Consider the following 26749-nt stretch of genomic DNA (forward strand, 5'->3'; position numbering starts at 1 on the left):
GCGCTTTTGCTCAGGCAAACAGGTTGCTAATTCCCGCCCACCGCAAAGTTGGGCAGGGTCTGAACGGGCTGGGCAAACTCGTAAGGGATAGAGACCAGTTCATGGCCGGTGTTGCGCTGCACGACAAAGTGCAGATGCGGACCGGTGCTGTTGCCGGTATTGCCCGAGCGTGCCAGCGGGCTACCGACGCTGACCCGCTGCCCTTCAGCAACACTGACCGAGCCGCGCATCAGGTGCAGGTAGACGCCCATGGTGCCGTCGTCGTGCAGGATGCGCACGAAGTTGCCCGAGGCGTTCGCCCCCCTGCCTGACTGGCTGTTCTCGATCTTGATCACGGTGCCGCCACGCGCCGCAATGATCGGCGTGCCTTCGGGCATCGCGATGTCCATCGCGTAGCGCCCCTTGACGCCATAGTGGCTGTATTTGCCACCTGGCCCTTGGGTCAGGCGAAACGGGCCGCCGACCCACGGCAGCGGATAGCGGTAGGACTGCGCCGTGCTCCGTGGGTCGCCCAGGGTCGAGGTCAGCACCGAGGCGTAATTCATCGCCTTGCCTGCGACCTTGGGGCTCAGCACCACCACACGCTCGTTGGTACGCGCCGGGATCGTGCGACGAAGGGTCGTCGAGGCACCTGCAACGCCCAGCACGTTCGTCACGCTGGACAGCTTCAATTCGACTTCGACCGGCGCGTACAAATCATTGCGCACGTAAAGGCTGTGTACGCCCTTGTCGCGGCGGATACTCAAATGCACCTGTTGCTCGATACGCTCCACCATCCGGTCCCTGAACACCAGCACGGACGCACCGGGCGACGCGCGGTCCGAGAACGAAACGACGCCGTCGGCATCGGTGGTTTTATAGATCGTGATCGCCCAGGCCGCAGGCGTGGCCAGTGTCAGAGCGATCAATATCAGCAGGCGTTCGAGCATCGGAAGGATTCAGGTTCATTGGCGATGGATGCCAAGCCTAGCAGCGTTAGGGCCGCAAAAGGACTCAACGGTATCAATCGGCAACAGACCTTGCGTCAAGAAACACGCGTCATAAGGCTGCAACGTACTCCCGCGCGGGCAACGCGGGAGTGATCAGCGCATGGGATCAGGCGCCTGGAACGAAGTGCTTCTGCGCCGTACCGCGCGCAATCAGGCGTGACAGGTAATCCATCTTCTGTGCGTCCTGGTCGACGAAGCGGAAGATCACTTGCAGCCACTCGCTGTCCGGCTTCTGTTCGAACGCGGCGACGGAATGCAGATAGCCATTGAGGCGGGCAACTTCGTTGCTGTCGCCCTGCTCCAGATCCAGCACGGCGCTGTCGAGCACCTGAGGCAGGTTGTCGCTGCGACGGACCACCAACGACGCTTCCTTGAGGCTCAGGGCCTTGATCACGCAGGACTGAATACCATTGGGCAGGCGCAACTGGCCCTGTCCGCGACCGGCAGGCTCTGCGGCCTTGGCGACCACGGGCGGTGCCTTGGCAATACCGCCTGGAGCCGGTGCAGCGACAGGCGCGGCGCGAACCACCTCGGCCTTGCCACCAGTCAGTGCGCTGAGCGAATCATTGAGCGGCGAATTCATGCGTGCCGGAGCCGTGGACATGACAGCGTCCAGCTTGCCGACCTTGGCCAGCGCTTTCTTGACCTTGGTCAGCAACTGCTCGTTGGTGAACGGCTTGCCCACAAAATCGCTGACGCCAGCCTGAATCGCCTGCACGACGTTTTCCTTGTCGCCACGGCTGGTCACCATGATGAAGGGCACGGTTTTGAGGTAGTTGTCTTGCGAACGGCACCAGGCCAGCAGTTCAAGGCCGGACATTTCGGGCATTTCCCAGTCGCACAGAATCAGATCGAACGACTCTTTGCTCAGTAACGCCTGGGCCTTGCGACCGTTGACTGCGTCCTCGGTGTGAATCCCGGGAAAATAATTACGCAGCCCTTTCTTAACCAAGTCGCGAATGAAAGTCGCGTCATCCACCACCAATACACTGACCTTACTCATCGACGCTCCTGCGGACGTGTTCACCCTGGAGGCGAACTGCGATATGCCAACACGCCCTTTGTTTCGGCAAGCATAGCGTTGACCGATAGCCAACTGCCATATTGATTGACTGCGCCATGAGATTTAATCCGCAGGCGGCTGAGAATGTACCTCTGCACAACGAAAAACGCCCGGCAAGTGCCGGGCGTTTTCTTGCAGGCAATCTTACTTATCGTCAGCATTGCCCGGAACATTAGCGCTTTCGCTCGCCGAGATGCCCTGCACCTCTTCCTTCATGCGCTTGAGACCCATGTGGCGAACGTCTGTACCGCGCACCAGATAGATCACCAGCTCAGAGATGTTGCGCGCGTGATCGCCGATGCGCTCCAGCGAACGCAGAACCCATATGACGTTGAGCACGCGGGAGATCGAACGCGGATCTTCCATCATGTAGGTCGCCAGCTCACGCAGGGCCGTCTTGTACTCACGGTCGATGATCTTGTCGTACTGAGCCACCGACAACGCCAGCTCCGCGTCGAAGCGGGCGAACGAATCGAGTGCGTCGCGCACCATGTTGCGCACCTGATCGCCGATATGCCGCACTTCGACGTAGCCGCGTGGTGACTCGCCCTCTTCGCACAGCTGGATCGCACGACGAGCAATCTTGGTGGCCTCGTCGCCGATGCGCTCCAGGTCGATCACCGACTTGGAGATGCTGATGATCAGGCGCAGGTCCGACGCCGCAGGCTGACGACGAGCCAGAATGCGCAGGCACTCTTCGTCGATGTTGCGCTCCATCTGGTTGATCCGGTCGTCGACCTCACGAACCCGCTGGGCCAGGCCCGAGTCGGCTTCGATCAGCGCCGTGACCGAATCGTTGACCTGCTTCTCGACCAAGCCACCCATTTCGAGCAAATGGCTGCGAACGTCTTCGAGTTCAGCGTTGAACTGTTGGGAAATGTGATGCGTGTGGCTGTCTTTGTGGATCATGCTGGGTGTCCTTGGAACGTCCGGTTAATTGCGAAAACGCAGCGGTGGTTCAGGTCTGACGAAGCACGTCCTAGCCATAACGACCGGTGATGTAGTCTTCAGTCTGTTTTTTGGCCGGGTTGGTGAACAAGGTATCAGTGTCACCAAACTCGACGAGCTTGCCCATGTACATAAACGCGGTGTAGTCCGACACCCGAGCCGCCTGCTGCATATTGTGGGTAACGATCACAATGGTGTATTTGGATTTCAGTTCGTAGATCAGCTCTTCAACTTTAAGGGTCGAAATCGGGTCAAGTGCCGAACAGGGTTCGTCGAGCAGCAGGACTTCCGGCTCCACGGCGATGGTTCTGGCAATGACCAGACGCTGTTGCTGACCGCCAGACAGACCCAGTGCCGACTCATGCAGTCGATCCTTGACCTCGTCCCACAGTGCAGCGCCTTTCAAAGCCCACTCGACTGCTTCGTCGAGTACGCGCTTTTTGTTGATCCCTTGAATGCGCAATCCGTAGACCACGTTTTCATAGATCGTCTTGGGAAACGGGTTCGGCTTCTGGAAGACCATGCCGACGCGACGACGCAGCTCGGCGACTTCCTCACCCTTGGTGTAGATGTTGTGGCCATACAGGTTGATGGCGCCCTCGACGCGGCAGCCATCCACCAGGTCGTTCATACGGTTGAACGTGCGCAACAGCGTCGACTTGCCACAACCCGAAGGGCCGATGAACGAGGTCACCTTCTGCTTGGGAATGTTCAGGGCGATGTCGAACAGCGCCTGTTTTTCGCCATAGAACAGGTTCAGACCCGGCACTTCGATCGCCACGGTTTCGTCGGCCAGGTGCAGGCCTTGCTTGTGACGCCTCAGAGCCGACATGCTCATGCCGTGAGTCGGGCTTTCGTGTTGCATGGATTGCTCCTGTGCGAACCATTCGTTTCATCGAGCCGCCCGCCTCGCGGGAGGGGGCGGCACTCAGGGATCAGTTGTCGAGCGCCTTGTACTTTTCTCGCAGGTGATTGCGAATGCTGACCGCCGACAGGTTGAGCAAGGCGATGACCAACACCAGCAACAGCGCCGTGGCGTACACCAGCGGGCGAGCAGCCTCGACGTTGGGGCTCTGGAAGCCCACGTCGTAAATGTGAAAACCCAGGTGCATGATCTTCTGATCCAGATGCAGATAGGGGTAATTTCCGTCCAGTGGCAACGATGGCGCCAGCTTGACTACACCGACCAGCATCAACGGCGCAACTTCGCCGGCGGCACGGGCCACGGCCAGAATCAGGCCGGTCATCATCGCCGGGCTGGCCATGGGCAACACTATTTTCCACAGCGTCTCGGCCTTGGTGGCCCCCAGCGCCAGCGAACCTTCGCGCAGGGTCAGCGGAATGCGTGCCAGCCCCTCTTCAGTCGCCACGATCACCACGGGCACCGCCAGCAGCGCCAGCGTCAGCGATGCCCACAGCAGGCCCGGTGTACCGAAAGTCGGCGCAGGCAGGGCTTCAGGGAAGAACAGCCGATCCACCGAGCCGCCCAGCACATAGACGAAAAACCCCAGGCCGAACACGCCGTAGACGATGGCAGGCACGCCAGCCAGGTTGTTGACCGCGATACGGATCAGGCGAGTGAGCGGCCCCTGGCGGGCGTATTCACGCAGATAGACGGCAGCCAGCACGCCGAACGGGGTCACAATGATCGCCATGATCAGGGTCATCATCACCGTGCCGAAAATCGCCGGGAAGATGCCGCCCTCAGTGTTCGCCTCACGCGGGTCGTCGCTCAGGAATTCCCAGAGCTTCTTGAAATAGAAGCTCAGCTTGGCGACCGTGCCCATCGCATTGGGCTGATAGGCGTGCACCACCTTGCCCAGGCTGATTTCGATTTCCTTGCCATTGGCGTCGCGCGCCGTGAGGCTGTCGCGATCAAAGGCCTGATGCAGCGCACTGAGGCGATCTTCGATGGCTGCGTAACGGGCGTCGAGTTCTGCGCGCTCGGCCGCCATGTCGGCCTGCGCGGCAGCATCGAGTTTGCCATTGAGTTCAAGCTTGCGGGCCTGAAGACGCAGACGCTCGATGCCATGGTTAATGGCGCCGATGTCTTTCTTCTCCAGCACATACAATTCGTCAGCAAGCGTTTCGACGCGCTTGATGCGCTCCTGCAAGGTGGGCCAGGCGGCTTCGCCTTCGGCGACGATTGCGCCGCCCTCCTTGACGTTGATCAGGTAGCCGTAGAAGTTGCCCCACTCACGACGCTCCAGCGTCATGAGTTCTGCAGGCCGGCTTTCTCCGGTCAGCCACTCGCCTATCACCCAGCTAAAGTCGCTGGGGTTGAGGTCGCGGTTGCCGACCTTGAACAGCTCGCGGGTCATGAATTCCGGGCCTGCGTCGGGCACCGGCAAACCGGCACTCTTCAAGCGAGCGCGTGGCACCTGTTCTTTCTCGACCAGTTCACCCACCAGCACATGCTTTGCCTGACCGGGTACGTCGTACTGCGCGGCCACCAGATCGGCCGGCCAGAAATGGCCCAGACCGCGAACAGCAATCACCGCCAGCAAACCGATGGTCATGATCACGGCGATGGAAACGGCACCCGCACTCATCCAGACGCCAGGGGCGCCGCTTTTGAACCAGCCGTTGAGGGAGTTCCTTTTCACGAACTTCTACCTTCCTTAAAGCGACGAGTATTTCTTGCGCAGGCGCTGACGAATCAGCTCTGCGACGGTGTTCATGACAAAGGTGAACATCAGCAACACCAACGCCGCCAGAAACAACACTCGATAATGACTGCCGCCCACTTCAGATTCCGGCATCTCCACGGCAACGTTGGCCGCCAGCGTGCGCATGCCTTCGAACAGGTTCATGTCCATGATCGGCGTGTTACCGGTGGCCATCAGCACAATCATGGTTTCGCCTACGGCGCGGCCCATGCCGATCATCAGCGCCGAGAAAATACCCGGGCTGGCGGTCAGGATCACCACGCGGGTCAGGGTTTGCCAGGGCGTGGCACCCAGCGCCAGCGAGCCCAGCGTCAGGCTGCGCGGCACGCTGAACACGGCGTCCTCGGCAATCGAATAAATGTTCGGGATCACGGCAAAGCCCATCGCCAGTCCGACCACCAGCGCATTGCGCTGATCGTAAGTGATGCCCAGGTCATTGCTGATCCACATGCGCATGTCGCCATCGAAGAACCAGTTTTCCAGGTGCGGGCTCATGCTCAACGAAAACCAGCCCACCAGCAAAATGACCGGAACCAGGATCGCGCTTTCCCAGCCATCCGGCACGCGCAAGCGAATCGAGTCGGGCAAGCGTGTCCAGAAGAAGCCAGCCAGCAGAATGCCGATGGGGGTCAGCAGCAACAGGCTGAAGATGCCCGGCAGATGCCCTTCCAGATACGGCGCCAGAAACAGCCCGGCAAAGAAACCGAGAATCACCGTCGGCATCGCTTCCATCAGTTCGATCACGGGCTTGACCTTGCGGCGCATGCCCGGCGCCATGAAGTACGCGGTGTAGATCGCCGCGGCAACCGCCAGCGGTGCCGCCAGCAGCATGGCGTAGAACGCGGCCTTGAGCGTGCCGTAGGTCAGCGGCGCCAGGCTCAGTTTGGGCTCGAAGTCGCTGTTGGACGCCGTGGACTGCCAGACGTACTTGGGCTCGTCGTAGTTTTCGTACCAGACCTTGCCCCACAGCGAACTCCACGACACCTCGGGGTGCGGGTTATCCAGTGTCAACGGCAACAGCGTGCTGCCACTTTCCACCAGCACCTGGTTCGCCCGTGGCGACAACGCCAGTATGCCGGGACCGTCCACCACCTGATTGACCAGCAAAGTGCGGTGGGCGGTGCTGTGGTACACACCCAGCTTGCCCGAGGCATCCAGCGCGATGAAGCCTTTGCGACGCTGTTCCGGCTTGATCTGGACAATCGGCGCACTGCCCATCCTGAAATCGCGAATACGCATGAGCCGCTGTTCGCCATCGGTGTCGCGGGCCATGAACCACTGGGTCATGCCGCCGCGGGAGTTACCGATGATCAACGAAATACCGCCGACCAGTTGCGCGCTGGCGGTGATTTCGGCGTTGCCGTCTTCGAGCAGTTTGTAGCGGCCGTTGAGGGTGCGGTCACGCAGGCTGAACACATCGGCCTGGGCCCGTCCGTTGATCACGTACAGCCATTGCTGACGCGGATCGATATAGATGGCTTTCACAGCGGCGGACATCTGCGGCAGTTCGATACGGCTCTGCTCGCGGGTCAGTTCGCCGGTCATCATGTTCTCGGTCTGCTCGATCGCCATGACATGCAACTGAGTGCCGGTGGAGCCTGCCACCTTGAGGCTTTCGCCGTCGGCGCTGACCGTCACGTGCTCGACCGCACGCCCGGCATCGTCCAGCACCAGCGGCGTCTCGCCGAACGGCCAGGCCACACTCGGCGTGATGGTTTTCTGGTTACCCGGGTACGTGGTCACGTACGAATGCCTGAAGATCAATACCTGGCCATTGGACAGACCCAACGCAATCAGCGGCGCGCCGGGTTGGTCCTTGCCAATGGACACCACGGTCGCTCCGGCAGGAAGCGGCAGCGCGACACGTTGCAGCTCGGCCCCGCCCTTGATATCGAAAAAGATCACTTCGCCCTTGTCGGAAATCCGCATGCCGATCTGATTCTGCTCTTCGATGGCGATCATCAGCGGCTTGCCGGCATCCTGCATCCAGGCAGCGTTCAGTGGCGCAGCGGCGGTCAGGCTCGCGCCCTTGAACAACGGCGCGACCACGTAAGCGAGGTAGAAGAAAATCAGGGTGATGGCCGCCAGCACCGCCAGGCCACCGATGGCGACGTACCAGTGAGTCAGACGATCCTTGAACGCACGAAAACGGCGCTTGCGCAGCATCGCAGGCGTATTGAAGTCGATACGCTCTGGCGGGGAATTTTGATCGATCACAGGTTTAGCCAACTCATTCATGCGCACACACCGTAGCGGCCTTGTATGACAAAAACATTACAGCAAGGTGACGCAGAAAAGCCCGCTGCCCAATAAAACCGGCGGCGGACTGTTCCAATTATGACAAGGCCAATCCATTGAGCCTCGTTGACCGCTTGTTAGTTCGACGCTACGCCACCCGTGCCTTGCAGGCCCAGATCAGCCAGCGCTTTCTCGACCACGCGGGCGGGCAGCGGAATGTAGCCGTCTTTCATCACCACTTCCTGACCTTGTCTGGAAAGGACCAGCTTGATGAACTCGGCTTCCAGCGGGGCCAACGGCTTGTTGGGCGCCTTGTTGACGTAGACATAAAGGAAGCGCGACAACGGGTAAGTGCCGTTCAACGTGTTGGCTTCGTTGTCTTCAACGAACACGCCGCCGTCCTTCTTCGCCAGCGGCACGGTGCGCACGTTGGAGGTTTTGTAACCGATACCCGAGTAACCGATGCCGTTGAGCGAATTACTGATGGCACTGACCACCGAGGCCGAACCCGGCTGTTCGTTGACGTTGGGCTTGAAGTCGCCTTTGCACAGCGCTTCTTCCTTGAAGTAGCCATAAGTGCCGGACACCGAGTTACGTCCGAACAGCTGGATCGGCTTGCCAGCCAGATCGCCGGTCACGCCCACATCGCCCCAGGTTTTCGCATCGGTCTTGGCGCCGCAAAGACGCGTCGCGGAGAAAATCGCGTCGACCTGCTGCAGGGTCAGGCCCTTGATCGGGTTGTCCTTGTGCACAAACACCGCCAGCGCATCCACAGCCACTGGAATGGCCGTCGGCTTGTAGCCGTGCTTCTGCTCGAACGCCGACAGCTCGCCGTCTTTCATCTTGCGGCTCATCGGCCCAAGGTTCGCAGTGCCTTCGGTCAAGGCCGGCGGCGCGGTCGATGAACCGGCGGCCTGAATCTGGATGTTCACACTGGGATATTCTTTCTTGTAGGCCTCGGCCCACAGGGTCATCAGGTTGGCCAGGGTGTCGGAGCCGACACTGGAGAGGTTGCCCGATACACCGGAAGTCTTGGTATAGGCTTTGATGGCGGGGTCGACAGCAGCAACCGAATTGGCAGCGGCAACTCCGGCCGCTACAAAGGTCAGTGCAGTCATCAAACTCTTGAGTGTCATGCCTTGCGCTCCTGGCAGGGTATGTAGGGGTCCAGACCCGCTTTCGCCGGTCTTGTGACCACTCTATGAATTGATTGTGACAATAAGATGAAAAGGCCATCACCCTTGCTCAGGGGGATGGCCTTTACCGATGGACAGGTCCAGCGCTGGAGGTATCAGCGTTTTTTCGAGATCAGATAGACGCCGATGGCCATGCCCATGCCACACAGGATCGCGACATACCAGGCCGGTCCCATCGGGCTGCTCTTGAGCATGAAAGTAACAACCATGGGCGTCAGACCACCGAAGATTGCATACGCCAGGTTGTAGGAGAACGACAGGCCCGAGAAGCGCACCACCGGCGGGAAGGCCTTGACCATCACATAAGGCACTGCACCGATGGTGCCGACGAACAGGCCCGTGATTGCGTAAAGCGGGAACAGCACCCCAGGGTTTTCGCCCAGGATGTGATAGAAGGTCCAGGAGCTGACCAGCAGGCCTGCGCTACCCAGCAGGAACACCCAGCCAGCGCCGATCCGGTCCGCCAGCGCACCGGCACCGATACACCCGACGCTCAGGAACACGATGGCCAGGCTGTTGGCTTTAAGCGCCGTGGCAGCCGGGAAACCATAGATGGTCTGCAGGATGGTCGGCGTCATCAGGATCACGACGATGATGCCGGCTGACAGCAACCAGGTCATCAGCATCGACAGTGCAACCGCGCCACGATGATCACGCAGCACCGCCTTGAGCGGCACTTCATCTGCCAGCGCCTTGCGCAATTGCAGCTCGGCGAACACAGGCGTCTCATGCAGCAGACGACGCAGGTACACCGACATCAAACCGAACACCCCCCCCAGCAGGAAAGGAATACGCCAGGCGTAGTCCGCCACCTCGACAGGGCTGTAGATGCTGTTGATCGCCGTGGCGACCAGCGAGCCCAGCAGAATGCCCGCGGTCAGGCCTGCAGTCAGTGTGCCGCAGGCATAACCGATGTAACGAGCAGGCACGTGCTCGGACACGAACACCCAGGCGCCAGGCACTTCACCGCCAATCGCCGCGCCCTGAATCACGCGCATCAGCAAAAGAAGAATGGGCGCCCACATGCCGATCTGCGCGTAGGTTGGCAGCAGACCCATGATCAGGGTCGGCACGGCCATCATGAAAATGCTCAGCGTGAACATTTTCTTGCGCCCCAGCAGATCGCCGAAGTGCGCCATGATGATGCCGCCCAGCGGACGCGCCAGGTAACCAGCAGCGAAAATGCCGAAGGTCTGCATCATCCGCAGCCAGTCAGGCATGTCCACCGGGAAGAACAGCTTGCCCACCACCGCCGCGAAGAACACGAAAATAATGAAGTCGTAAAACTCCAGCGCGCCCCCCAGGGCAGAAAGCGATAACGTTTTGTAATCGCTACGGGTCAAAGGGCGCGAGGGTTGCGCGGTACTTGAAGAAACAGATGACATGACAAGGCTTCTCTTTACTTGTTCTGAAAGGGCATGCGACAGCTACGCTGGCTGCGGCGGGGTGGCGTGCAGAAGCGATTGTCCGGGGCAACGATGCAGATAGGCACCAATTTTGCGTGTACAGGCAGTCTTGTCACCTGTAGAGGTTCAGCAAGATAGCAAATTGCTACAAAAAACACATAGCAGGAACTGCCCAAGGACAAAATGAAAACCCGGCGGTCGTTCTATGACGCAACGACCGATATACTCGCAGACTGCCCAGCGCAATGGGAAATTGTGCGAAAACGTCTGAGTCAGCGGCTTTCGCAGAATTTCCCTCAAGGGCCATACCGATGGCTGACCTTAAAAGGTTCATGCTCAAGGTTTTGAATGGCACCTGTCCACCGCGGCAAAAAACAATAGAGTCATGGGTCAGAGGCACCCTAGGCATGATCGAGCTCGAACAAGAAGATCCAACTCCGCAAGGCGACCTTGCGTTACAAATCACGGCGTTGCCCCGTGAAACCAACGGCTTTGGCGATATATTCGGCGGCTGGCTGGTCTCTCAGATGGACCTGGCAGGCACTGCCATGGCCAGCAAAGTGGCAGGCGGACGCGTCGCAACGGTCGCCATCGACCGCATGGCGTTTCTGGTCCCGGTCGCCGTTGGCGAACAGTTGTCCTTTTATACGCGCACCCTGGAAGTGGGCCGCACGTCCATCAAGATGATGGTCGAGGTATGGAGCGACGACCCGCTGACCAGCGAATGGCGCAAGGTTACAGAAGCAGCGTTCGTGTTTGTGGCTATCGATGCCAGCGGCCGTACGCGCTCGGTTCCGGCCAGGCGTTAAGCGCTGCATTGCCCAAGGACAGGTCTCGGCGACCCTGCCTCTTGGGCAAACTCATCCCGTCAGGTACGGTCTACTTTCGTCACGACTACTGAGTGAGAGATTTTGCATGTCCACACCCCCGATAGAGTCCGCCGTTGAATCCGTCCAGTACGATGAACTGAACTGCTGGCGCATTCGTCATGGCGACGCAGAGCTGCTCGTCGCCCAGCAAGGCGCGCACATCCTCAGTTACCAGCGCGCCGGGCAGGAGCCGTTGATCTGGCTGAACGAGGAAGCGGCCTTCAAGAAGGGCAAGCCGATTCGCGCAGGCATGCCGATCTGCTGGCCCTGGTTCGGCAATCTGGAACGCAACCCTGAAAGCGTGCAGGCCATGCGTCAGAGCGACGAGCCCGCCAAGGCTCATGGCGAAGTGCGTGCGCTGGACTGGGAACTGCTGGGCATGGGTGAAGACGGCGACGCCTTGCTGGTGGAGTTCGTGCTGCCGCAGGCCGAAGGCAAATTGCCCGGCTGGCCGCACAACGTCGCCCTCAAGCTGAGCATTCGTCTGGACGATGCGCTGAACGTCAGCCTGGTGAACTATAACTGCGGCACCGAGGCGGTCACGATCAGCCAGGCCCTGCACACCTATTTCGCGGTGAGCGACTCGCGTCAGGTCAGCGTCGAGGGGCTCGACGGCCTGCGCTACATCGAAACCCTTGAAAACTGGGAAGAACGTCAACAGGCGGGCGACCTGACATTCACCGGCGAAACCGACCGCATCTATATGGACACGCCGCGCCAGCTCAGCATTGTCGATCCACAGTGGCAGCGCCGCATCCAGATCCACAGCACCGGCTCTCAATCGGCCATTGTGTGGAATCCGTGGGTCGAGAAGACCGCACGCTTCACCGACATGGCGCCAGACGGCTGGCAGCGCATGGTCTGTGTTGAAACCGCCAATGTGCTGAGTGACGTGGTGACACTGGCTCCAGACGACATGCACATTCTGAACGTCAGCATCTGGAGCGAAGCGCTTTAGACCAACGCCTGATCAGAGGTCCGATTCGACGACGATACGGACCTTTGAGGCATCCATCGCATAGGCCGCATCGGCCAGATCGTTACTGATCTTCTCGACCTTGAGGGTGCCTTCGACCCACAACGGCGCATAGATATCATCCAGCTTCAGGCCTTTGGGGTAACGTATCAGCACCATTTGATTGGGTGGCGGCGGCGGCACGTGAATGCACGCGCCGGGGTACGGCACGAGGAAGAACAGTGTGCTATGGCCTTTGGCATCGGTTTCCAGCGGCACGGGATAACCGCCCAGACGGACGTTTTTGCCATTCATCGCAGCGACGGTCTTGGTGGAATACATGACAGCAGGCAACCCCTTGCTCTGCTTCAAGCCGCCCTTGCTGTCGAACGTGCCCATGGCTTCAGGGGAGTTGTGATCAATTTCAGGCATGGCCTCAAGGGCCTTTTGATCCGACTTGGGCATCAGGTCCAGCCAGTCGGTTTCCGGCAACTGGGCATGTGCAAGCCCGGATGCCAGCAGCAGGGTCATTAACAGAAAGCGACGCATGAGGGTGCTCGGCAGGAAGAGAAAGAATTGCCGCGCATTCTAGCCCTCTGCGCACTACAAAACAGAGGGCTGACGCCTGATATCAGCGCTTTTTGATCATGCCGTAGATGACCAGCAGAATGATTGCACCGACCAGCGCACCCAGGAAGCCTGCGCCTTCACCCGCCTGATAGATGCCCAGCGCCTGGCCACCGTAGGTCGCAGCCAGCGAACCGGCGATACCCAACACAATGGTCATGATCCAGCCCATGCTGTCATCGCCCGGCTTGAGGAAGCGAGCCAGCAGGCCGACGATCAAGCCGATGAAGATGGTTCCGATGATACCCATGCCATTTCCCTCTGTATGAATTGAACGTGCCACGACTCATTGCAGCCTTGGCTTACTGCTATCTGAGAACGGCGGTGGGGAATGGTTCCGGGGGAAATCAAGATTGGGGAAGGATGGAGCAAACGATCGCGCCTCACACTCTGCGCTTGCCGTTCTGCACACGATCACTGGATAACTGCGAACCCTGTGGGAGGCGGCTCGCCGTCGATGCGTTTTTCAGCCAGCCTTCAATGACTGGACGGACGCTATCGCCGGCAAGCCGCCTCCCACGCGAACTGTATTCAGACAGCCCGCACCGTTCCAGAGCCGCTTTCCATACCCTTCATGACGTGTGCATCACGCTGAGCGCAGATGATCAATGGCACGATCAAAGAACGCAGCGCTCGCTCAGCCCTTGATCAACGCCTCGACGCGTTTGACCTGACGATCCAGCGTGGCGCGGTCGTGGCTGCGGACGGTGGCATGACCGACCTTGCGGCCTGCCTTGAACGCCTTGCCGTAATGATGCAGATGGCAGTCATCAACCGCGATCACCTTGTCTACCGCAGGCACTTCGCCGATGAAGTTCAGCATGGCGCTCTCGCCCACCTTGGCAGTGGAGCCCAACGGCAAGCCAGCAACGGCACGCAGGTGGTTTTCGAACTGGCTGCACTCGGCGCCTTCAGTCGTCCAGTGACCGGAGTTGTGAACACGCGGCGCGATTTCGTTGGCCTTGAGGCCACCATCGACTTCGAAGAACTCGAAGGCCAGCACGCCCACGTAATCCAGCTGCTTGAGCACACGGCCTGCGTAGTCTTCGGCCAGCCCTTGCAGCGGGTGATCGGTACTGGCAATGGACAGGCGCAGAATGCCGCTGTCGTGGGTGTTGTGGACCAGCGGGTAGAAACGGGTTTCGCCATCGCGCGCGCGCACCGCAATCAACGACACTTCGCCGGTGAACGGCACGAAGCCTTCCAGCAGGCACGGTACGCTGCCCAGTTCAGCGAAGGTATCGACCACATCAGCGGCCGAACGCAGAACCTTCTGGCCCTTGCCGTCGTAACCCAGCGTGCGGGTTTTCAGGACAGCCGGCAGGCCGATACTGGCCACTGCAGCGTCCAGGTCGGCTTGCGACTGGATGTCCGCGAAGGCAGGCGTCGGGATGCCCAGGTCTTTGAACATGCTCTTCTCGAACCAGCGATCCCGCGCAATGCGCAACGCTTCGGCGCTCGGGTAGACAGGCACGAACTGCGACAGGAACGCCACGGTCTCGGCCGGAACGCTTTCGAATTCGAAGGTCACCAGATCGACTTCATCAGCCAACTGGCGCAGGTGATCCAGATCGCCGTAATCGGCCCGCAGATGCTCGCCCAATGCCGCCGCACACGCGTCAGGCGCAGGGTCGAGGAAGGCGAAGTTCATGCCCAGCGGAGTCCCCGCCAGAGCCAACATGCGGCCCAGTTGGCCGCCACCGATTACACCGATCTTCATGGAAAAACCTCAGGCGTGGCGTGGGTCTGGATTGTCCAGGACGCTGTCTGTCTGCTCGGAGCGGAATTTTTTCAGCGCCACGTGGAATTGCGGATGCTTGGCGCCCAGGATGCTCGCCGACAGCAGCGCCGCATTGATCGCGCCCGCTTTGCCGATGGCCAGGGTCGCAACCGGAATGCCGGCCGGCATCTGCACGATGGACAGCAGCGAGTCGACACCGGACAGCATCGACGACTGCACCGGCACACCCAGCACAGGCAGATGGGTCTTGGCGGCGCACATGCCCGGCAAGTGAGCGGCACCACCGGCACCTGCGATGATCACCTCGATACCACGGCCTTCGGCCTCATCGGCGTACTGGAACAGCAAGTCCGGCGTGCGGTGTGCAGACACCACTTTGACTTCGTAGGGAATGCCGAGCTTTTCCAGCATGTCGGCGGTGTGGCTAAGGGTGGACCAATCGGACTTGGAGCCCATGATCACGCCAACCAGTGCGCTCATCGTCGTGCCTCTCATCGGGCGCCCGCAGGCGCGTCTAAAAACAACAAGCCACGCAGGAGGACCGGCGTGGCTTGCTGTACGAATAATGACCGATTGAACCGGCCAAAGGCCGCGCAGTATACCTCAAAGCGACAGGATGACAGCCCCCTCGACGACCATCCGCACAAGGTTTTTACAAACCGTGCGGAGCGCAAGACCCGGGCTGACGAAAGTGGGTGCAAAGGTCCTGCACATTCAGCCGCACAAGACTACAGGCAGCGATGCCGATGCTGGCTGACCGCAGACCCGAATTGCGATTAGGTGGTTCAGGTCCGGCCCATTCCGGGCTGGCCATACCCTGTCTATTTACTCAAGGATGAGTACCCATGCTGAAAGCTTTTACCCGATCCCTGCTGTTGATCACGGCACTTTTGCTGAACCAGGCCGCACTGGCCGACGAGCTACTGACCAAACGCCCCCTGTTCCTGTTTCTGTTCGTGCATGACGACATCAAGGAGACCGACATCAATCGTCTTGCCAAGGACTACGTCACGTGGTTCGTGAAGGACGTGGAAAGTTTCACAGGTCGGCGCGTCCAACTCCAATTCATACGCAATGTCCCGACATTGACAGACTTCGCTTACAAGGGTGACGACCTGAACAAAACCTCCCTGGACTTCAAGAACACTGTGGATCGGTACACCCTCGCGAAAAATCTGCCAAAGAACGCGACGACCAAATACATGCTGCTGACTCAGGACATGCTCAACTCAAAAACGGGAGGCGTTGCGATCATAAAGGGCTATACCGCCATCGCATCACTGCAGACCTACAGTGCCGCGGCGCACGAACTGGGCCACTTGCTGGGCGGCACCCACGAGGCGGCGCAGGTCTTGTATCGCGGCGGCTGGTGGTGTGAAACCAATCTGGTTGCTGAACGCAATACGCTTCGCGCCAACTGCTACACCTACAGCGACGAGAACAAAAAACTGATCGCGGCAAACCTGGGTGAACACCCCTGACCTGCACACGGGCTGCTCGCGAGAGTGGCCCGTCCGGCCTCCTCACTGCGTGGCGGCGCTTTCCAGCTTGCGCCACAGAAGCCGAACGTTTGCCTTGCGGACCAGCGCACAGCGATACAGACGGATTTCCAGCGGCACATGCCATTCCGGCCCGCCACACACCACCAGTTCACCGCGCGCCAGTTCGGCGCGGACGCTCAATTGTGGCACCCACGCGATGCCCAGGCCTTCCAGCGCCATGCTTTTAAGGCTGTCAGCCATGGCCGTTTCGTACACCGTGGTAAAGCGCAGGTTGCGCTGGCGCAGTAACATGTTCACCGAGCGCCCCAGAAAGGCACCGGCGCTGTACGCCAGCAGCGGCACACTGGCTTCGCCTTCCATGTCGAACAGCGGCTGCCCCTGAGCGTCGGCGGCGCAGACCGGAAGCATCTGTGTCTGCCCCAGGTGCAGCGACGGAAAGATCTCGGCATCCATTTGCAACGCCGCGTCGGGGTCATAGAACGCCAGCATCAGGTCACAGCCACCTTCGCGCAAGGCATGCACCGCATCACCCACATTGGTCGCAACCAGTCGGGTCGCAATGTTCAGGCCCTCGTTGCGAAGCTGGGCGATCCAGCGCGGAAAGAACCCCAGCGCCAGCGAATGCGCGGCAGCGACCTGCATGACCTCGCCCTGCCCGCCTTCCAGATGATGCAGGTGACGCACCACCTCGCCCAACTGCTCCACCACCGTACGGGCCGTGACGAGAAACAGTTGCCCGGCAGCCGTCAGCTCGACCGGCGTGCGCGAACGGTTGACCAGGGTGAGCCCCAGCGCGGCTTCAAGGCTGCGGATCCGCCGGCTGAAGGCTGGCTGCGTCACGAAGCGACGCTCGGCGGCCTGGGAGAAACTGCGAGTGGCCGCCAGGGCGCTGAAGTCCTCCAACCATTTGCTTTCCAGATTCATGAGGTCCTCCCGGACAATGGCTGACTGCATAGCAGGCGACTGCGTAAAGACGACGCCCGACGCGCCGCCGCTACAAAAACCTTTTGCGTTCCCTGCACGACGGGAACATACACCGGTGCGACATTTTGTCCCCTTTACGCCCCGCACAAAAGCCGAGTCACACTCCTGTTATGCCGTTTCTGCATGGCCCAGCGTTTAACAGCATTGGTCAATTTTAAACGCAAAGCCCACTATCCGCTGCGTTCCGGCATCGTCCGTGCCTCATTTGAGACTTTTTCTATCATGTCCTCGCCTGCATCATCGCGCATCGAAAAAGACCTGCTTGGTGTTCTCGAAGTACCTGCAAACGCCTACTACGGCATTCAGACACTGCGAGCGGTCAACAATTTTCACCTGTCCGGCGTGCCGCTGTCGCACTACCCGAAACTGGTCGTGGCCCTGGCCATGGTCAAGCAGGCAGCCGCCGATGCAAACCACCAGCTCGGACATCTCAACACCGCCAAGCACGCCGCCATCAGCGAAGCCTGCGCCCGCCTGATCCGCGGTGATTTCCATGATCAGTTCGTGGTTGACATGATTCAGGGCGGCGCTGGCACTTCAACCAACATGAATGCCAACGAAGTCATCGCCAACATCGCGCTGGAAACCATGGGTTTCGAGAAGGGCGAGTACAAGCATCTGCACCCCAACAACGACGTGAACATGGCTCAGTCAACCAACGACGCCTACCCGACGGCCATCCGCCTGGGTCTGCTGTTGGGCCACGACGCCCTGCTCGCCAGCCTCGACAGCCTGATTCAGGCGTTCGCGGCCAAGGGCCAGGAATTCAACCACGTGCTGAAAATGGGTCGCACTCAGTTGCAGGACGCCGTTCCGATGACCCTGGGTCAGGAATTCCGCGCCTTCGCCACCACCCTGACCGAAGACCTGAACCGCCTGCGCAGCCTGGCACCGGAACTGCTGACCGAGGTCAACCTGGGCGGCACCGCCATCGGCACCGGCATCAACGCCGACCCTGGCTATCAGCATCTTGCGGTCGAGCGCCTGGCAACCATCAGCGGCCAGCCGCTGGTCCCTGCTGCCGACTTGATCGAAGCGACCTCCGACATGGGTGCCTTCGTATTGTTCTCGGGCATGCTCAAGCGCACTGCGGTCAAGCTGTCCAAGATCTGCAACGACCTGCGCCTGCTGTCCAGCGGCCCACGCACCGGCATCAACGAGATCAACCTGCCAGCGCGTCAGCCCGGCAGCTCGATCATGCCTGGCAAGGTCAATCCGGTTATCCCGGAAGCGGTCAATCAAGTGGCCTTCGAGATCATCGGCAACGATCTGTCGCTGACCATGGCGGCCGAAGGCGGCCAGTTGCAGCTCAACGTGATGGAGCCGCTGATCGCGTACAAGATTTTCGACTCGATCCGCCTGCTGCAGCGCGCCATGGACATGCTGCGCGAGCACTGCATCGTCGGCATTACGGCCAACGAGCAGCGCTGCCGTGAACTGGTCGAGCACTCGATCGGCCTGGTCACCGCTCTGAACCCTTACATCGGTTACGAGAACTCGACCCGTATCGCCCGTATCGCGCTGGAAACCGGCCGTGGCGTACTGGAACTGGTTCGCGAGGAAGGCCTGCTCGACGACGCCATGCTCGACGACATTCTGCGACCGGAAAACATGATCGCTCCACGTCTGGCGCCACTGAAGGCCTGACACGCGATGATTTGCGAAACCTGCTCACCAGATTGAGGGCCTAGACACCCCTCAATTTTTTGAGGGTCTGGGAGTGATTCTCCAGACCCTTTTTTTTGCCCGCTGGCAAACGTGGATCCGATAAACGGTCCAAGGCCTCTGGGATCACGCTGTGTGGAGTTATCCACAGAGTATTTATTTAACGCGGCAAATGAAGAATCAGTCTTACAAGAAAGCACCTACAGACGTAAAAACTTTGCACCGGTATAGTGCGCCCCCTCAAAAGTAGCGAGGAATAACAAAAATGCTGGAAATGATTAACGACTTCCTCTCCGGTAAGGTCCTCATCGTCCTTATCGTAGGCCTGGGTAGTTACTTCACGATCCGCTCACGTTTCGTTCAGTTTCGACACTTTTTCCACATGTTCTCGGTATTCCGCGACAGCCTGAAGAGCAGCGCGGGTCAGTTGAGTTCGTTTCAGGCGCTGATGCTGAGCCTTGCCGGCCGCGTCGGTGCGGGCAACATTGCAGGCGTCGGCATTGCCGTGACGCTCGGTGGCCCGGGTGCCGTGTTCTGGATGTGGGTGACTGCACTGGTCGGCATGTCCAGCAGCTTTATCGAGTGCTCCCTCGCTCAGCTTTACAAACGCAAGGATTCCGAAGGCCAGTTCCGTGGCGGTCCGGCGTTCTACATCCAGTACGGCCTGGGCAAGCGCTGGCTGGGCATGGTCATGGCGGTCTTGCTGCTGGTGACCTTCGGCTTTGCGTTCAATGGCCTGCAATCCCACGCCGTGACCGACTCGCTGAAAAGCGCCTTCGGCGTTGACACCATGACCACCGGCATCTGCCTGGTCGTGCTGCTGGGTCTGGCGTTCATCGGTGGCATCAAGCGCATCGCGGCCATCTCCGACCTGCTGGTCCCGGTCAAGACCCTGATCTACATCGCCGTCACCGTCTACGTGATCGTGCTGCAGATCGATCACGTTCCAGGCATGCTGATGACCATCGTCAAAAGCGCCTTCGGTCTTGATCCGGTGTTTGGCGGCCTGCTGGGCAGCGCCATCGTGATGGGCGTCAAACGCGGCGTATTCGCCAACGAAGCCGGTCTGGGCAGCGCGCCTAACGTGGCAGCCGTCGCTCAGGTCGAGCACCCGGTTGCACAGGGTGTGGTTCAGGCGTTCAGCGTTTTCCTGGACACCTTCGTCATCTGCACCTGCACCGCCTTGCTGATTCTGCTGTCCGGTATCTACAACGTCGGCTACGACGGCAACGGTATCGTGCTGGCACAGAACTCGCTCGCAGCGGTGGTCGGTGACTGGGGTCGGGTCTTCATCAGCGTGGCGCTGGCCCTGTTCGTGTTCACCTCGATCCTCTACAACTACTACCTGGGCGAGAACAGCCTGCGCTTCCTGTTCGGTGAGAAGATCAAGGCCATCGTCCTCTACCGCATTGCGGTGCTGGTGCTGATCCTCTGGGGTGCCGTCGTCGACCTGAAAGACGTGCTGGCCTTTGCCGACATCACCATGACCATGCTGGCATTCGTCAACCTGATCGCACTGGCGATGCTGTTCAAAGTCGTCAAGCGCATCCTGAGTGACTACGATGCACAGCGTCGTGCAGGTATCAAGACGCCGGTCTTCGACTCCAGCAAATTCCCTGACCTGGATCTGGACCGCAGCGCATGGCCTGCCAACCCGGCGCAAAAGCCGGTCCATGACGCTGAAGTGGCAGGCAAGCCTGCTCAAGAAGCGCGATAAACGCACAACGCCATAACGGAGAAGAGCCATGACTCATGATGTAAAAAAATCTGCTCAGCGAGTGATGGTTCTTTATACCGGCGGCACCATCGGCATGCAGGCCAGCGCCAACGGGCTGGCACCTGCATCCGGTTTCCAGACGAGAATGGCCGGGCAACTGGCCGAGCTGCCGGAACTGGTCGTGCCGCAATGGCGTTTTCGCGAGATGTCACCCCTGATCGACAGCGCCAACATGACGCCCGCCTATTGGCTGCGTCTGCGTGACGCGGTGATCGAGGCGGTGGACGTGGACGGCTGCGACGCCGTGCTGGTGCTGCATGGCACCGACACTCTGGCGTACAGCGCGGCGGCCATGAGCTTCCAGTTGCTGGGGCTCAATGCGCCTGTCGTGTTCACAGGCTCCATGCTGCCGGCCGGTGTGCCGGACAGCGATGCCTGGGAAAACGTCAATGGTGCCCTGCTCGCCCTCGGCGAGGGTCTGGCACCGGGCGTTCAGCTGTATTTCCATGGCGAGCTGATGGCCCCGACACGTTGCGCGAAAATCCGCAGCTTCGGACGTCATCCGTTCGCGCCGCTGCAACGCTCCCGTAGCGGTCACTCAGCCGTATCGTTGCCCGACGCGCTGGATTATCGTCAGGCCCGAACACTGGCAAATGTCGCGGTGCTGCCTTTGTTTCCGGGTATCGGCGCAGCTCAACTGGATGGCCTGATCGACAGCGGCATTCAAGGTCTGGTGCTGGAATGCTTCGGCAACGGCACCGGCCCAAGCGACAACCCTCAGTTCGTAGCAAGCCTGGAAAACGCCCGAGCGCAAGGCATCTGTGTGGTTGCAATCACACAATGCCATGAAGGCGGCGTGGAGCTGGATGTCTACGAAGCGGGCAGCCGCCTGCGCAGTGCAGGCGTTTTGTCCGGTGGTGGCATGACGCGTGAAGCCGCGCTGGGCAAGCTGCATGCACTGCTAGGTGCCGGCCTGACCACTGAAGAGGTTCGGCGGCTGGTGGAGCTGGACCTGTGTGGCGAGTTGCGCTGAGCCATTGAAACGTTTCGGTGACTCAGGACAATCCTGAGTCAACCGGGATATCGCGATCCCCCTCCTTCCAACACAACGTCACTCGCCCAATGGCGCGTTTCTCCGTGGACGGTCGCTGTGCGGTCAGGAAACCTTGCTTTCTTCCTGAGCCCCACGAAGCATCGAGTCCAGATTTCGCTCAATGTTCGCGCACAGCGCGGTCATCTGGATTTCATGTTCACTGGCCTTGAACGGGCTTTGCAGGTCCGTGCCGATCTTCTCGATCGCCAGCAGCATGAAGCCCACTACAGTGGAGGCCAATGGCGTGAACCAGCCTAGGGTTTCGACCAGGCCGATGGGCACGATCAGGCAGAAAAGAGTAATGAACAAGCGTGGAAAAGCGACATACGGATACGGCAGCGGTGTATTGGCAATCCGCTCCATGCCGCCCTGGCAGTTGGAGATGTCCACCATGGTCGACTCAAGCCGCGCCAGGCGGATGCTGTCCAGACGACCGCACTGGTATTCCTTGGCCAATAGCGCAGCCGACGTATTGAGCAGGTCGTTGGGAAAGTTGTTGGTGTCGAAGCGGCGTTCAAACTCTTCACGCGGAATCAAGGCCTGCACCTCGTCGCCACAGTGGCCGCCTTTCAAATGCGCGGACAGGCATTTGACGTAGGCCACATGACGACGCAGCAGCGTAGCCTTCACCGGATTGATGCCGCCCTCGTCGTCCTCGACCAGCGTCAGCACCTGACGGGCGAAGCTGCGCGAGCTGTTGACCAGCGCACCCCACAGGGTTCGTGCCTCCCACCAGCGGTTGTAGGCGCTGGAATTCCGGAAGCTGGTCAGCACCACCAGCGCAGAACCGAGCAAGGTCAACGGCATGGACGGCAAGGTGATCTTGCGCTCCAGGTACAGCATGAAATCGACCGTGACGATCACGTCCCAAATCAGCAGCCAGAAAAGCGACCAGCCCACATAACCGATTGTCTTGCCCAGAAACCGGAATTTTCCCATGATCGTCTGCTGCAAAGGACTACCCCATCGATAGATAAGCGAGACCGCACATCCTCGCTACTGCACGGGCTTTGAATACGAAAACGGCAGTTGGTTCGCGAGCGGCCCGCTTTATCTCAAGGGATCAATCGTTTCAGCAGCCGGTCAACCCCACTTGCGGACGCTCCCCTGCAAAGAAGATCGGTCGCAACCTGACGCCGATAACGTTACCGGCGTAGGCCGCAACCAACCACAGCCAGCCATGCAGGCTGCCGGATGCGATACCGCTGAAGTACGCGCCGATGTTGCAGCCATAGGCCAGACGTGAGCCGTAGCCCAGCATCAGCCCGCCAATGACGGCTGCAACGATCGAGCGTGTCGGAATATCAAGGTTAGGCGCAAAGCGCCCGGCCAGGCCTGCTGCGAGCAAGGCTCCCAGCATGATGCCGATGTCCATCACGCTGGTGATGTCTTCCCAGACCGGGGCGGCCAGCGCCTTGGCGTTGGCCGCGCTCTGCCAGAACACCCAACTGCCGACATCCACGCCCAGACCGCTTGCCACTTTGGCACCCCATAGCGCAAACGCTGAGGTGATACCCCACGGCCGACCCGCCAGCGCCAGCGTGGCGTAATTGAGAAGAGCAAGCGCCACCGCGCCCCAGACCAGCACCCAGGGTCCGCGCAGCAGGCGACGCAGGCCTGTGTGCTCGCTGGAGACGGGGGCCTCGAGTTCGCCATGCCGACGCTTTTCAAGGCGTACCGTGACAAACGCAATCAAGGCGAACAGCGCCAGATTGCCAAGCAGCGCCGGGATCACCCCGAAGCTCTTGACCACGGACGTGGCCGGAAACGATGGCAAGGCAAACCACCAGTCAACGTGGTGAGTGGCGATCAGCGAGCCGAGGATGAAGAACAGCAGCGTCACCAGCATGCGTGCATTACCGCCGCCTGCGGTGAACAGCGTCCCGGATGCGCAACCGCCGCCCAGTTGCATGCCGATACCGAAGATAAAGGCCCCGACCACGACCGAAACGCCAACCGGCGCAACCAGGCCACTGACCGGCTGCCCGAACAGCGTGCCAGCGCCCAGCGCAGGAAAGAACAGCATCACAGCGACGGCGAGCATCACCATTTGCGCACGCAGACCGGCACCGCGTCGTTCACGAATGAACACGCGCCAGGCCGATGTGAAGCCGAACGCGGCGTGATAGAGGGTGACGCCCAGCGCCGCACCGACGATCCACAGCAGGACCTGACGCGTGCCAACGCTGAGCAACAGAAATTGCGCGCCCATCAATAACAGGAACAACGCCGCCAGCGGCGCGCCGTAGGCCCGGCCGGGTGTTGCAGAAAGGGATGTGTTCATGGGTCTCTCAACGACAGGTAGCAAAAGAAAGCGATTATACGTGTGCAGCAGGCTTACTCGGACCAGACCTTGCGCAGCCTGTTCAGCGCATCGCTGATTTGCGCCTCTGGCACGGCGGCAAAGCCCAGCACCAGCCCGGCACGCTCATCCAGAGACTCGGTCGAGTCCGGCAGCCAGTAGCGGCTCAAGGCATTGACCTCGACGCCGACGCTCCACGCCTGCTCGACCAGTTCACGCTCGCGGGCCAGGCTGTCGACCTTGACCATCACATGCAGCCCCGCCGCGACGCTGGGCATTGCGGCACATCCCGCAATGCCTGCGGGCCAACCCGCCAGTAACGCGTTGCGCCGACTCAGCGCGGCACGTCGCATCCGGCGAATGTGCCGCTGGAAATGCCCCAGTGCAATGAACTGCGCCATGACGGCCTGGGTGCTGACTTCGGTATGACGCATGTCCACCGCCTTGCGCTGGCTGAACGGGCGCACCAGTTCCTGCGGCAACACCAGGTATCCGAGGCGCAAGGCCGGAAAGGCGATCTTGCCGAACGTGCCGACATACAGTACTCGCCCGCTGCGATCCAGCGCCGCCAGGGGAGCCAGCGGCGCGCCGCTATACCGGTACTCGCCGTCATAGTCATCCTCGACGATCCAGCCCTGATGCCGCTCGGCCCAGGCCAGTAACTCAAGGCGTCTGGCCAGGCTCATGACCACGCCGGTCGGGTACTGGTGGGACGGGGTCACGTAAGCCAGCCTGCAATCGGTTTGCTCAAGATCGGCGCAGCGCAGCCCTTCTTCGTCGACTGCCACGCCCTGGAGTCGCGCCCCCGCCACCGCAAAGGCATGGGCGGCTGCGCGATAGCCCGGATTCTCGATCGCAACGCCTGCACCGGGTTCGACCAGCAGCTGTGCACAAAGGCTGATGGCGTGCTGGGCGCCGCTGGTGATCACAATTTGTTCAGCGGTGCACTGCAAGCCTCGGGACGAACGCAGATACGCTGCGATCAACGCCCTTAACCTGGGCTCTCCTGCCGCTGCGCCGTAGCCCAGCATCGCAGGGTCCGGCCGACGCCAGAAGGCAGCGTAGAGCTTGCCCCACAAGGCGAAGGGAAAAAGATCGAAGGCCGGCACGCCGACGCGAAAGGCTCTGGGCGCTTCATCTGAAGGTGCCGGAAGCGAGTGAGCATTGATCAGATCCAGCGCCGAACTGTGGATAACTTCACTGTCCAGATCATCTGGCATCTCCGGCAAAATTGTGGATAAGCCTGTGGACAAAGGTGTAGACAAACCTGTGGACAAGTCGGTGGATAGTTTTCTGTCAGCAGCCTTTCCATGCGCGGCGTTGCGACTCGGGAGGCTTGCGACATAAGTGCCGTCGCCCACGCGGGTTTCGGTAAAGCCTTCGGCATACAACTGGTCGTAGGCGCGCATCACGCTGTTACGGGAAATGGCTAGCAGGTCGGCCAGCTCGCGACTGGCAGGCAGGCGCGTACCGCTGTGAAGACGCCCCTCCAGTATCTGCTGACGCAGTGCGCGATACAGCTGTTTGCTCAAGCCCTGACGGCGGTCCAGCCTGATGCCGATGAGCGCGGGGGGAAATGCAGACGTGCCGGACACCATCGAATTGGCCCCATGAATTTTCTTGAAAATGGATCTTACAACAGACCAATACCTTGCCTAGGATCTGTCCATCGGCTCAGGAGTATCGCCATGTACACACCCGCAGCATTCAGCGACAACGACACGTCCAGACTTCACGAACAGATGCAGCAGACTCGTCTGGCGATTCTGGTCACCTGGAACGAGGACGGCATGCAGGCCTCGCACCTGCCGCTGTTGCTGCGCGAGGACCAAGGCACCTACGGCACGCTCCACGGGCATCTGGCCAAAGCCAATCCACAGTGGCGGCAGCTGGACACCTGCGCCGAAGCGCTGGTGATCTTTCCCGGCGAGGACGCCTACGTCAGCCCGTCTTATTACCCGAGCAAAGCCGAGCACGGCCAGGTGGTGCCGACCTGGAACTATGTGGCCGTGCACGCCTACGGCAAGGCCGAAACATTTACCGACGCTCCACGGCTGCGTCAGCTGTTGAGCGATCTGACAGCAAAGCATGAGTCCGATCGTGCGCAACCCTGGTCCATCGACGACGCACCCGCCGAGTACATCGCCAAAATGCTGGGCGCCATTGTCGGCTTCGCCCTGCCGATCCAGCGCCTGGAAGGCAAACGTAAACTCAGTCAGAACCGCAGTGCCCCGGACATGGCGGGCGTGCGAGACGGCCTTGCTGCCAGCCAGAAAACCAACGAACAACACATTGCCCGCTTGATGAGCCAGCAGGAGAACGCTTCATGAGTAACGTCCAGATTCGACCCGTAACCGCTGACGACCACCAGGCATGGCTGCCTCTGTGGCAGGCCTATCTGCGCTTTTACAAAACCGAGCTGGCCGAGGTTGTCAGCGATGTGAGCTGGCAGCGCTTTCTCGACTCCAGCGAGCCGACGCACGCCGCGCTGGCGTGGCTGGACGACCAAGCGGTGGGCATGGTGAACTTCATCTACCACCGCTCGAACTGGAGCATTGCCAACGCGTGTTACCTGCAGGATCTGTTCGTTGCGCCCGAGCAGCGCGGTACTGGCCTGGGCAGGCAGTTGATTGAGCATGTGTACGCGACCGCGAAGGCCGACGGTTGCGATAAGGTCCACTGGCTGACCCACGAAACCAATGCCACGGCCATCCAGTTGTACGAACGCGTTGCCGAGCGCGGCGGCTACATTCAATTTCGCAAGGCTCTCTAAGGGAAGTGATTG

24 protein-coding genes are annotated in these 26749 nt (G+C 60.3%); 8 read left to right on the forward strand and 16 right to left on the reverse strand.

The window, feature by feature from the left end; all coding sequences use genetic code 11:
* Positions 1–26 precede the first annotated feature (26 nt).
* The 8 genes from BUB69_RS27035 to BUB69_RS27070 form a co-directional block, all read right to left on the reverse strand.
* Positions 27–929 carry a peptidoglycan DD-metalloendopeptidase family protein gene (locus BUB69_RS27035; RefSeq protein WP_073172996.1) on the reverse strand — a complete coding sequence of 301 codons (903 nt, stop codon included), beginning with the start codon at positions 927–929 and terminating at the stop codon, positions 27–29.
* 166 nt (positions 930–1095) lie between these two features.
* The gene (locus tag BUB69_RS27040; RefSeq protein WP_073173000.1) at positions 1096–1992 is read right to left on the reverse strand and encodes a response regulator; all 897 of its coding nucleotides are present in this window, start codon (positions 1990–1992) and stop codon (positions 1096–1098) included.
* A gap of 204 nt (positions 1993–2196) precedes the next feature.
* Entirely contained in the window at positions 2197–2961 is a 765-nt protein-coding gene (gene phoU, locus BUB69_RS27045) for a phosphate signaling complex protein PhoU (protein WP_024688235.1), read from the reverse strand.
* A 70-nt stretch (positions 2962–3031) separates the two neighbouring features.
* Positions 3032–3865 (reverse strand): phosphate ABC transporter ATP-binding protein PstB, encoded by an 834-nt coding sequence (gene pstB, locus BUB69_RS27050; RefSeq protein ID WP_024694904.1) that lies wholly within the window; start codon positions 3863–3865, stop codon positions 3032–3034.
* A gap of 70 nt (positions 3866–3935) precedes the next feature.
* The gene (gene pstA, locus BUB69_RS27055) at positions 3936–5552 is read right to left on the reverse strand and encodes a phosphate ABC transporter permease PstA (RefSeq protein ID WP_175561872.1); all 1617 of its coding nucleotides are present in this window, start codon (positions 5550–5552) and stop codon (positions 3936–3938) included.
* Positions 5553–5621: 69 nt separating this feature from the next.
* A complete protein-coding gene (locus BUB69_RS27060) occupies positions 5622–7907 on the reverse strand; it encodes an ABC transporter permease subunit (RefSeq protein WP_175561870.1) in 2286 nt (761 codons plus the stop codon).
* 137 nt (positions 7908–8044) lie between these two features.
* Positions 8045–9043, reverse strand: coding sequence for a phosphate ABC transporter substrate-binding protein PstS family protein (locus BUB69_RS27065; protein WP_073173006.1), 999 nt, complete (start codon positions 9041–9043; stop codon positions 8045–8047).
* A 155-nt stretch (positions 9044–9198) separates the two neighbouring features.
* Complete coding sequence (locus tag BUB69_RS27070) at positions 9199–10488, reverse strand: MFS transporter (RefSeq protein ID WP_073173009.1); 1290 nt, start codon at positions 10486–10488, stop codon at positions 9199–9201.
* A gap of 428 nt (positions 10489–10916) precedes the next feature.
* On the opposite strand from BUB69_RS27070, the gene BUB69_RS27075 reads away from it, so the two are divergent.
* Both BUB69_RS27075 and BUB69_RS27080 read left to right on the forward strand, forming a co-directional pair.
* Positions 10917–11318, forward strand: a complete 402-nt coding sequence (locus tag BUB69_RS27075; protein WP_003316086.1) for an acyl-CoA thioesterase — start codon at positions 10917–10919, stop codon at positions 11316–11318.
* A gap of 106 nt (positions 11319–11424) precedes the next feature.
* A complete protein-coding gene (locus tag BUB69_RS27080) occupies positions 11425–12336 on the forward strand; it encodes a D-hexose-6-phosphate mutarotase (RefSeq protein WP_073173012.1) in 912 nt (303 codons plus the stop codon).
* 12 nt (positions 12337–12348) lie between these two features.
* Here BUB69_RS27080 and BUB69_RS27085 read toward each other — a convergent pair whose 3' ends face one another.
* The 4 genes from BUB69_RS27085 to purE all read right to left on the reverse strand — a co-directional run bounded on the left by BUB69_RS27085 (position 12349) and on the right by purE (position 15181).
* Positions 12349–12882, reverse strand: a complete 534-nt coding sequence (locus BUB69_RS27085; RefSeq protein ID WP_073173015.1) for a DUF3299 domain-containing protein — start codon at positions 12880–12882, stop codon at positions 12349–12351.
* A gap of 82 nt (positions 12883–12964) precedes the next feature.
* Positions 12965–13210, reverse strand: a complete 246-nt coding sequence (locus tag BUB69_RS27090; protein WP_024688227.1) for a GlsB/YeaQ/YmgE family stress response membrane protein — start codon at positions 13208–13210, stop codon at positions 12965–12967.
* A 387-nt stretch (positions 13211–13597) separates the two neighbouring features.
* Positions 13598–14680, reverse strand: a complete 1083-nt coding sequence (locus BUB69_RS27095; protein WP_073173018.1) for a 5-(carboxyamino)imidazole ribonucleotide synthase — start codon at positions 14678–14680, stop codon at positions 13598–13600.
* A gap of 9 nt (positions 14681–14689) precedes the next feature.
* Positions 14690–15181: a 5-(carboxyamino)imidazole ribonucleotide mutase gene (purE, locus tag BUB69_RS27100; protein WP_024688225.1), complete on the reverse strand. Its 492-nt coding sequence runs from the start codon at positions 15179–15181 to the stop codon at positions 14690–14692.
* A gap of 365 nt (positions 15182–15546) precedes the next feature.
* Between purE and BUB69_RS27105 the strand changes: the two genes are divergently transcribed.
* Entirely contained in the window at positions 15547–16182 is a 636-nt protein-coding gene (locus BUB69_RS27105; protein WP_073173021.1) for a hypothetical protein, read from the forward strand.
* Between the two features lie 42 nt (positions 16183–16224).
* On the opposite strand, the gene BUB69_RS27110 is transcribed toward BUB69_RS27105, so the two are convergent.
* Positions 16225–17127 carry a LysR substrate-binding domain-containing protein gene (locus BUB69_RS27110; RefSeq protein ID WP_073173025.1) on the reverse strand — a complete coding sequence of 301 codons (903 nt, stop codon included), beginning with the start codon at positions 17125–17127 and terminating at the stop codon, positions 16225–16227.
* Between the two features lie 282 nt (positions 17128–17409).
* Here BUB69_RS27110 and aspA point away from each other — a divergent pair, with 282 nt between their 5' ends.
* The 3 genes from aspA to BUB69_RS27125 all read left to right on the forward strand — a co-directional run bounded on the left by aspA (position 17410) and on the right by BUB69_RS27125 (position 21602).
* Positions 17410–18834, forward strand: coding sequence for an aspartate ammonia-lyase (aspA, locus tag BUB69_RS27115; protein ID WP_024688222.1), 1425 nt, complete (start codon positions 17410–17412; stop codon positions 18832–18834).
* A 283-nt stretch (positions 18835–19117) separates the two neighbouring features.
* Complete coding sequence (locus BUB69_RS27120; protein WP_073173028.1) at positions 19118–20569, forward strand: alanine/glycine:cation symporter family protein; 1452 nt, start codon at positions 19118–19120, stop codon at positions 20567–20569.
* 28 nt (positions 20570–20597) lie between these two features.
* On the forward strand, positions 20598–21602 hold the full coding sequence (locus BUB69_RS27125) for an asparaginase (RefSeq protein ID WP_073173030.1): 1005 nt from the start codon (positions 20598–20600) through the stop codon (positions 21600–21602).
* Positions 21603–21725: 123 nt separating this feature from the next.
* Here the strand turns inward: BUB69_RS27125 and BUB69_RS27130 are convergent, their stop codons facing one another.
* The 3 genes from BUB69_RS27130 to pdxR form a co-directional block, all read right to left on the reverse strand.
* Positions 21726–22601 carry a bestrophin family protein gene (locus tag BUB69_RS27130; protein ID WP_163032137.1) on the reverse strand — a complete coding sequence of 292 codons (876 nt, stop codon included), beginning with the start codon at positions 22599–22601 and terminating at the stop codon, positions 21726–21728.
* 133 nt (positions 22602–22734) lie between these two features.
* The gene (locus BUB69_RS27135; RefSeq protein WP_073173036.1) at positions 22735–23946 is read right to left on the reverse strand and encodes a YeeE/YedE family protein; all 1212 of its coding nucleotides are present in this window, start codon (positions 23944–23946) and stop codon (positions 22735–22737) included.
* Positions 23947–23999: 53 nt separating this feature from the next.
* Positions 24000–25562: a MocR-like pyridoxine biosynthesis transcription factor PdxR gene (gene pdxR, locus BUB69_RS27140; RefSeq protein WP_073173039.1), complete on the reverse strand. Its 1563-nt coding sequence runs from the start codon at positions 25560–25562 to the stop codon at positions 24000–24002.
* A 90-nt stretch (positions 25563–25652) separates the two neighbouring features.
* Here pdxR and BUB69_RS27145 point away from each other — a divergent pair, with 90 nt between their 5' ends.
* Complete coding sequence (locus tag BUB69_RS27145; protein ID WP_073173043.1) at positions 25653–26294, forward strand: FMN-binding negative transcriptional regulator; 642 nt, start codon at positions 25653–25655, stop codon at positions 26292–26294.
* Positions 26291–26737 carry a GNAT family N-acetyltransferase gene (locus BUB69_RS27150; protein WP_073173046.1) on the forward strand — a complete coding sequence of 149 codons (447 nt, stop codon included), beginning with the start codon at positions 26291–26293 and terminating at the stop codon, positions 26735–26737. The genes BUB69_RS27145 and BUB69_RS27150 overlap by 4 nt, the downstream gene beginning before the upstream one ends.
* Positions 26738–26749: the final 12 nt, after the last annotated feature.

The sequence above is a fragment of the Pseudomonas asturiensis genome (assembly GCF_900143095.1).
GTDB classification, from domain to species: Bacteria; Pseudomonadota; Gammaproteobacteria; order Pseudomonadales; family Pseudomonadaceae; genus Aquipseudomonas; species Aquipseudomonas asturiensis.

What these genes read in the sequence shown, in the direction of transcription:
- BUB69_RS27150 (WP_073173046.1), top strand. Translation starts at nt 26,291, where the DNA reads ATGAGTAACGTCCAGATTCGACCCGTAACCGCTGACGACCACCAGGCA.
- pstA (WP_175561872.1), bottom strand. Translation starts at nt 5,552, where the DNA reads ATGAGTGCGGGTGCCGTTTCCATCGCCGTGATCATGACCATCGGTTTG.
- BUB69_RS27080 (WP_073173012.1), top strand. Translation starts at nt 11,425, where the DNA reads ATGTCCACACCCCCGATAGAGTCCGCCGTTGAATCCGTCCAGTACGAT.
- BUB69_RS27060 (WP_175561870.1), bottom strand. Translation starts at nt 7,907, where the DNA reads ATGAATGAGTTGGCTAAACCTGTGATCGATCAAAATTCCCCGCCAGAG.
- BUB69_RS27145 (WP_073173043.1), top strand. Translation starts at nt 25,653, where the DNA reads ATGTACACACCCGCAGCATTCAGCGACAACGACACGTCCAGACTTCAC.
- pdxR (WP_073173039.1), bottom strand. Translation starts at nt 25,562, where the DNA reads ATGGTGTCCGGCACGTCTGCATTTCCCCCCGCGCTCATCGGCATCAGG.
- BUB69_RS27070 (WP_073173009.1), bottom strand. Translation starts at nt 10,488, where the DNA reads ATGTCATCTGTTTCTTCAAGTACCGCGCAACCCTCGCGCCCTTTGACC.
- BUB69_RS27125 (WP_073173030.1), top strand. Translation starts at nt 20,598, where the DNA reads ATGACTCATGATGTAAAAAAATCTGCTCAGCGAGTGATGGTTCTTTAT.
- BUB69_RS27065 (WP_073173006.1), bottom strand. Translation starts at nt 9,043, where the DNA reads ATGACACTCAAGAGTTTGATGACTGCACTGACCTTTGTAGCGGCCGGA.
- BUB69_RS27090 (WP_024688227.1), bottom strand. Translation starts at nt 13,210, where the DNA reads ATGGGTATCATCGGAACCATCTTCATCGGCTTGATCGTCGGCCTGCTG.
- aspA (WP_024688222.1), top strand. Translation starts at nt 17,410, where the DNA reads ATGTCCTCGCCTGCATCATCGCGCATCGAAAAAGACCTGCTTGGTGTT.
- BUB69_RS27120 (WP_073173028.1), top strand. Translation starts at nt 19,118, where the DNA reads ATGCTGGAAATGATTAACGACTTCCTCTCCGGTAAGGTCCTCATCGTC.
- phoU (WP_024688235.1), bottom strand. Translation starts at nt 2,961, where the DNA reads ATGATCCACAAAGACAGCCACACGCATCACATTTCCCAACAGTTCAAC.
- BUB69_RS27105 (WP_073173021.1), top strand. Translation starts at nt 15,547, where the DNA reads ATGCTGAAAGCTTTTACCCGATCCCTGCTGTTGATCACGGCACTTTTG.
- BUB69_RS27040 (WP_073173000.1), bottom strand. Translation starts at nt 1,992, where the DNA reads ATGAGTAAGGTCAGTGTATTGGTGGTGGATGACGCGACTTTCATTCGC.
- BUB69_RS27130 (WP_163032137.1), bottom strand. Translation starts at nt 22,601, where the DNA reads ATGGGAAAATTCCGGTTTCTGGGCAAGACAATCGGTTATGTGGGCTGG.
- BUB69_RS27035 (WP_073172996.1), bottom strand. Translation starts at nt 929, where the DNA reads ATGCTCGAACGCCTGCTGATATTGATCGCTCTGACACTGGCCACGCCT.
- BUB69_RS27075 (WP_003316086.1), top strand. Translation starts at nt 10,917, where the DNA reads ATGATCGAGCTCGAACAAGAAGATCCAACTCCGCAAGGCGACCTTGCG.
- BUB69_RS27085 (WP_073173015.1), bottom strand. Translation starts at nt 12,882, where the DNA reads ATGCGTCGCTTTCTGTTAATGACCCTGCTGCTGGCATCCGGGCTTGCA.
- BUB69_RS27135 (WP_073173036.1), bottom strand. Translation starts at nt 23,946, where the DNA reads ATGAACACATCCCTTTCTGCAACACCCGGCCGGGCCTACGGCGCGCCG.
- pstB (WP_024694904.1), bottom strand. Translation starts at nt 3,865, where the DNA reads ATGCAACACGAAAGCCCGACTCACGGCATGAGCATGTCGGCTCTGAGG.
- BUB69_RS27110 (WP_073173025.1), bottom strand. Translation starts at nt 17,127, where the DNA reads ATGAATCTGGAAAGCAAATGGTTGGAGGACTTCAGCGCCCTGGCGGCC.
- BUB69_RS27095 (WP_073173018.1), bottom strand. Translation starts at nt 14,680, where the DNA reads ATGAAGATCGGTGTAATCGGTGGCGGCCAACTGGGCCGCATGTTGGCT.
- purE (WP_024688225.1), bottom strand. Translation starts at nt 15,181, where the DNA reads ATGAGCGCACTGGTTGGCGTGATCATGGGCTCCAAGTCCGATTGGTCC.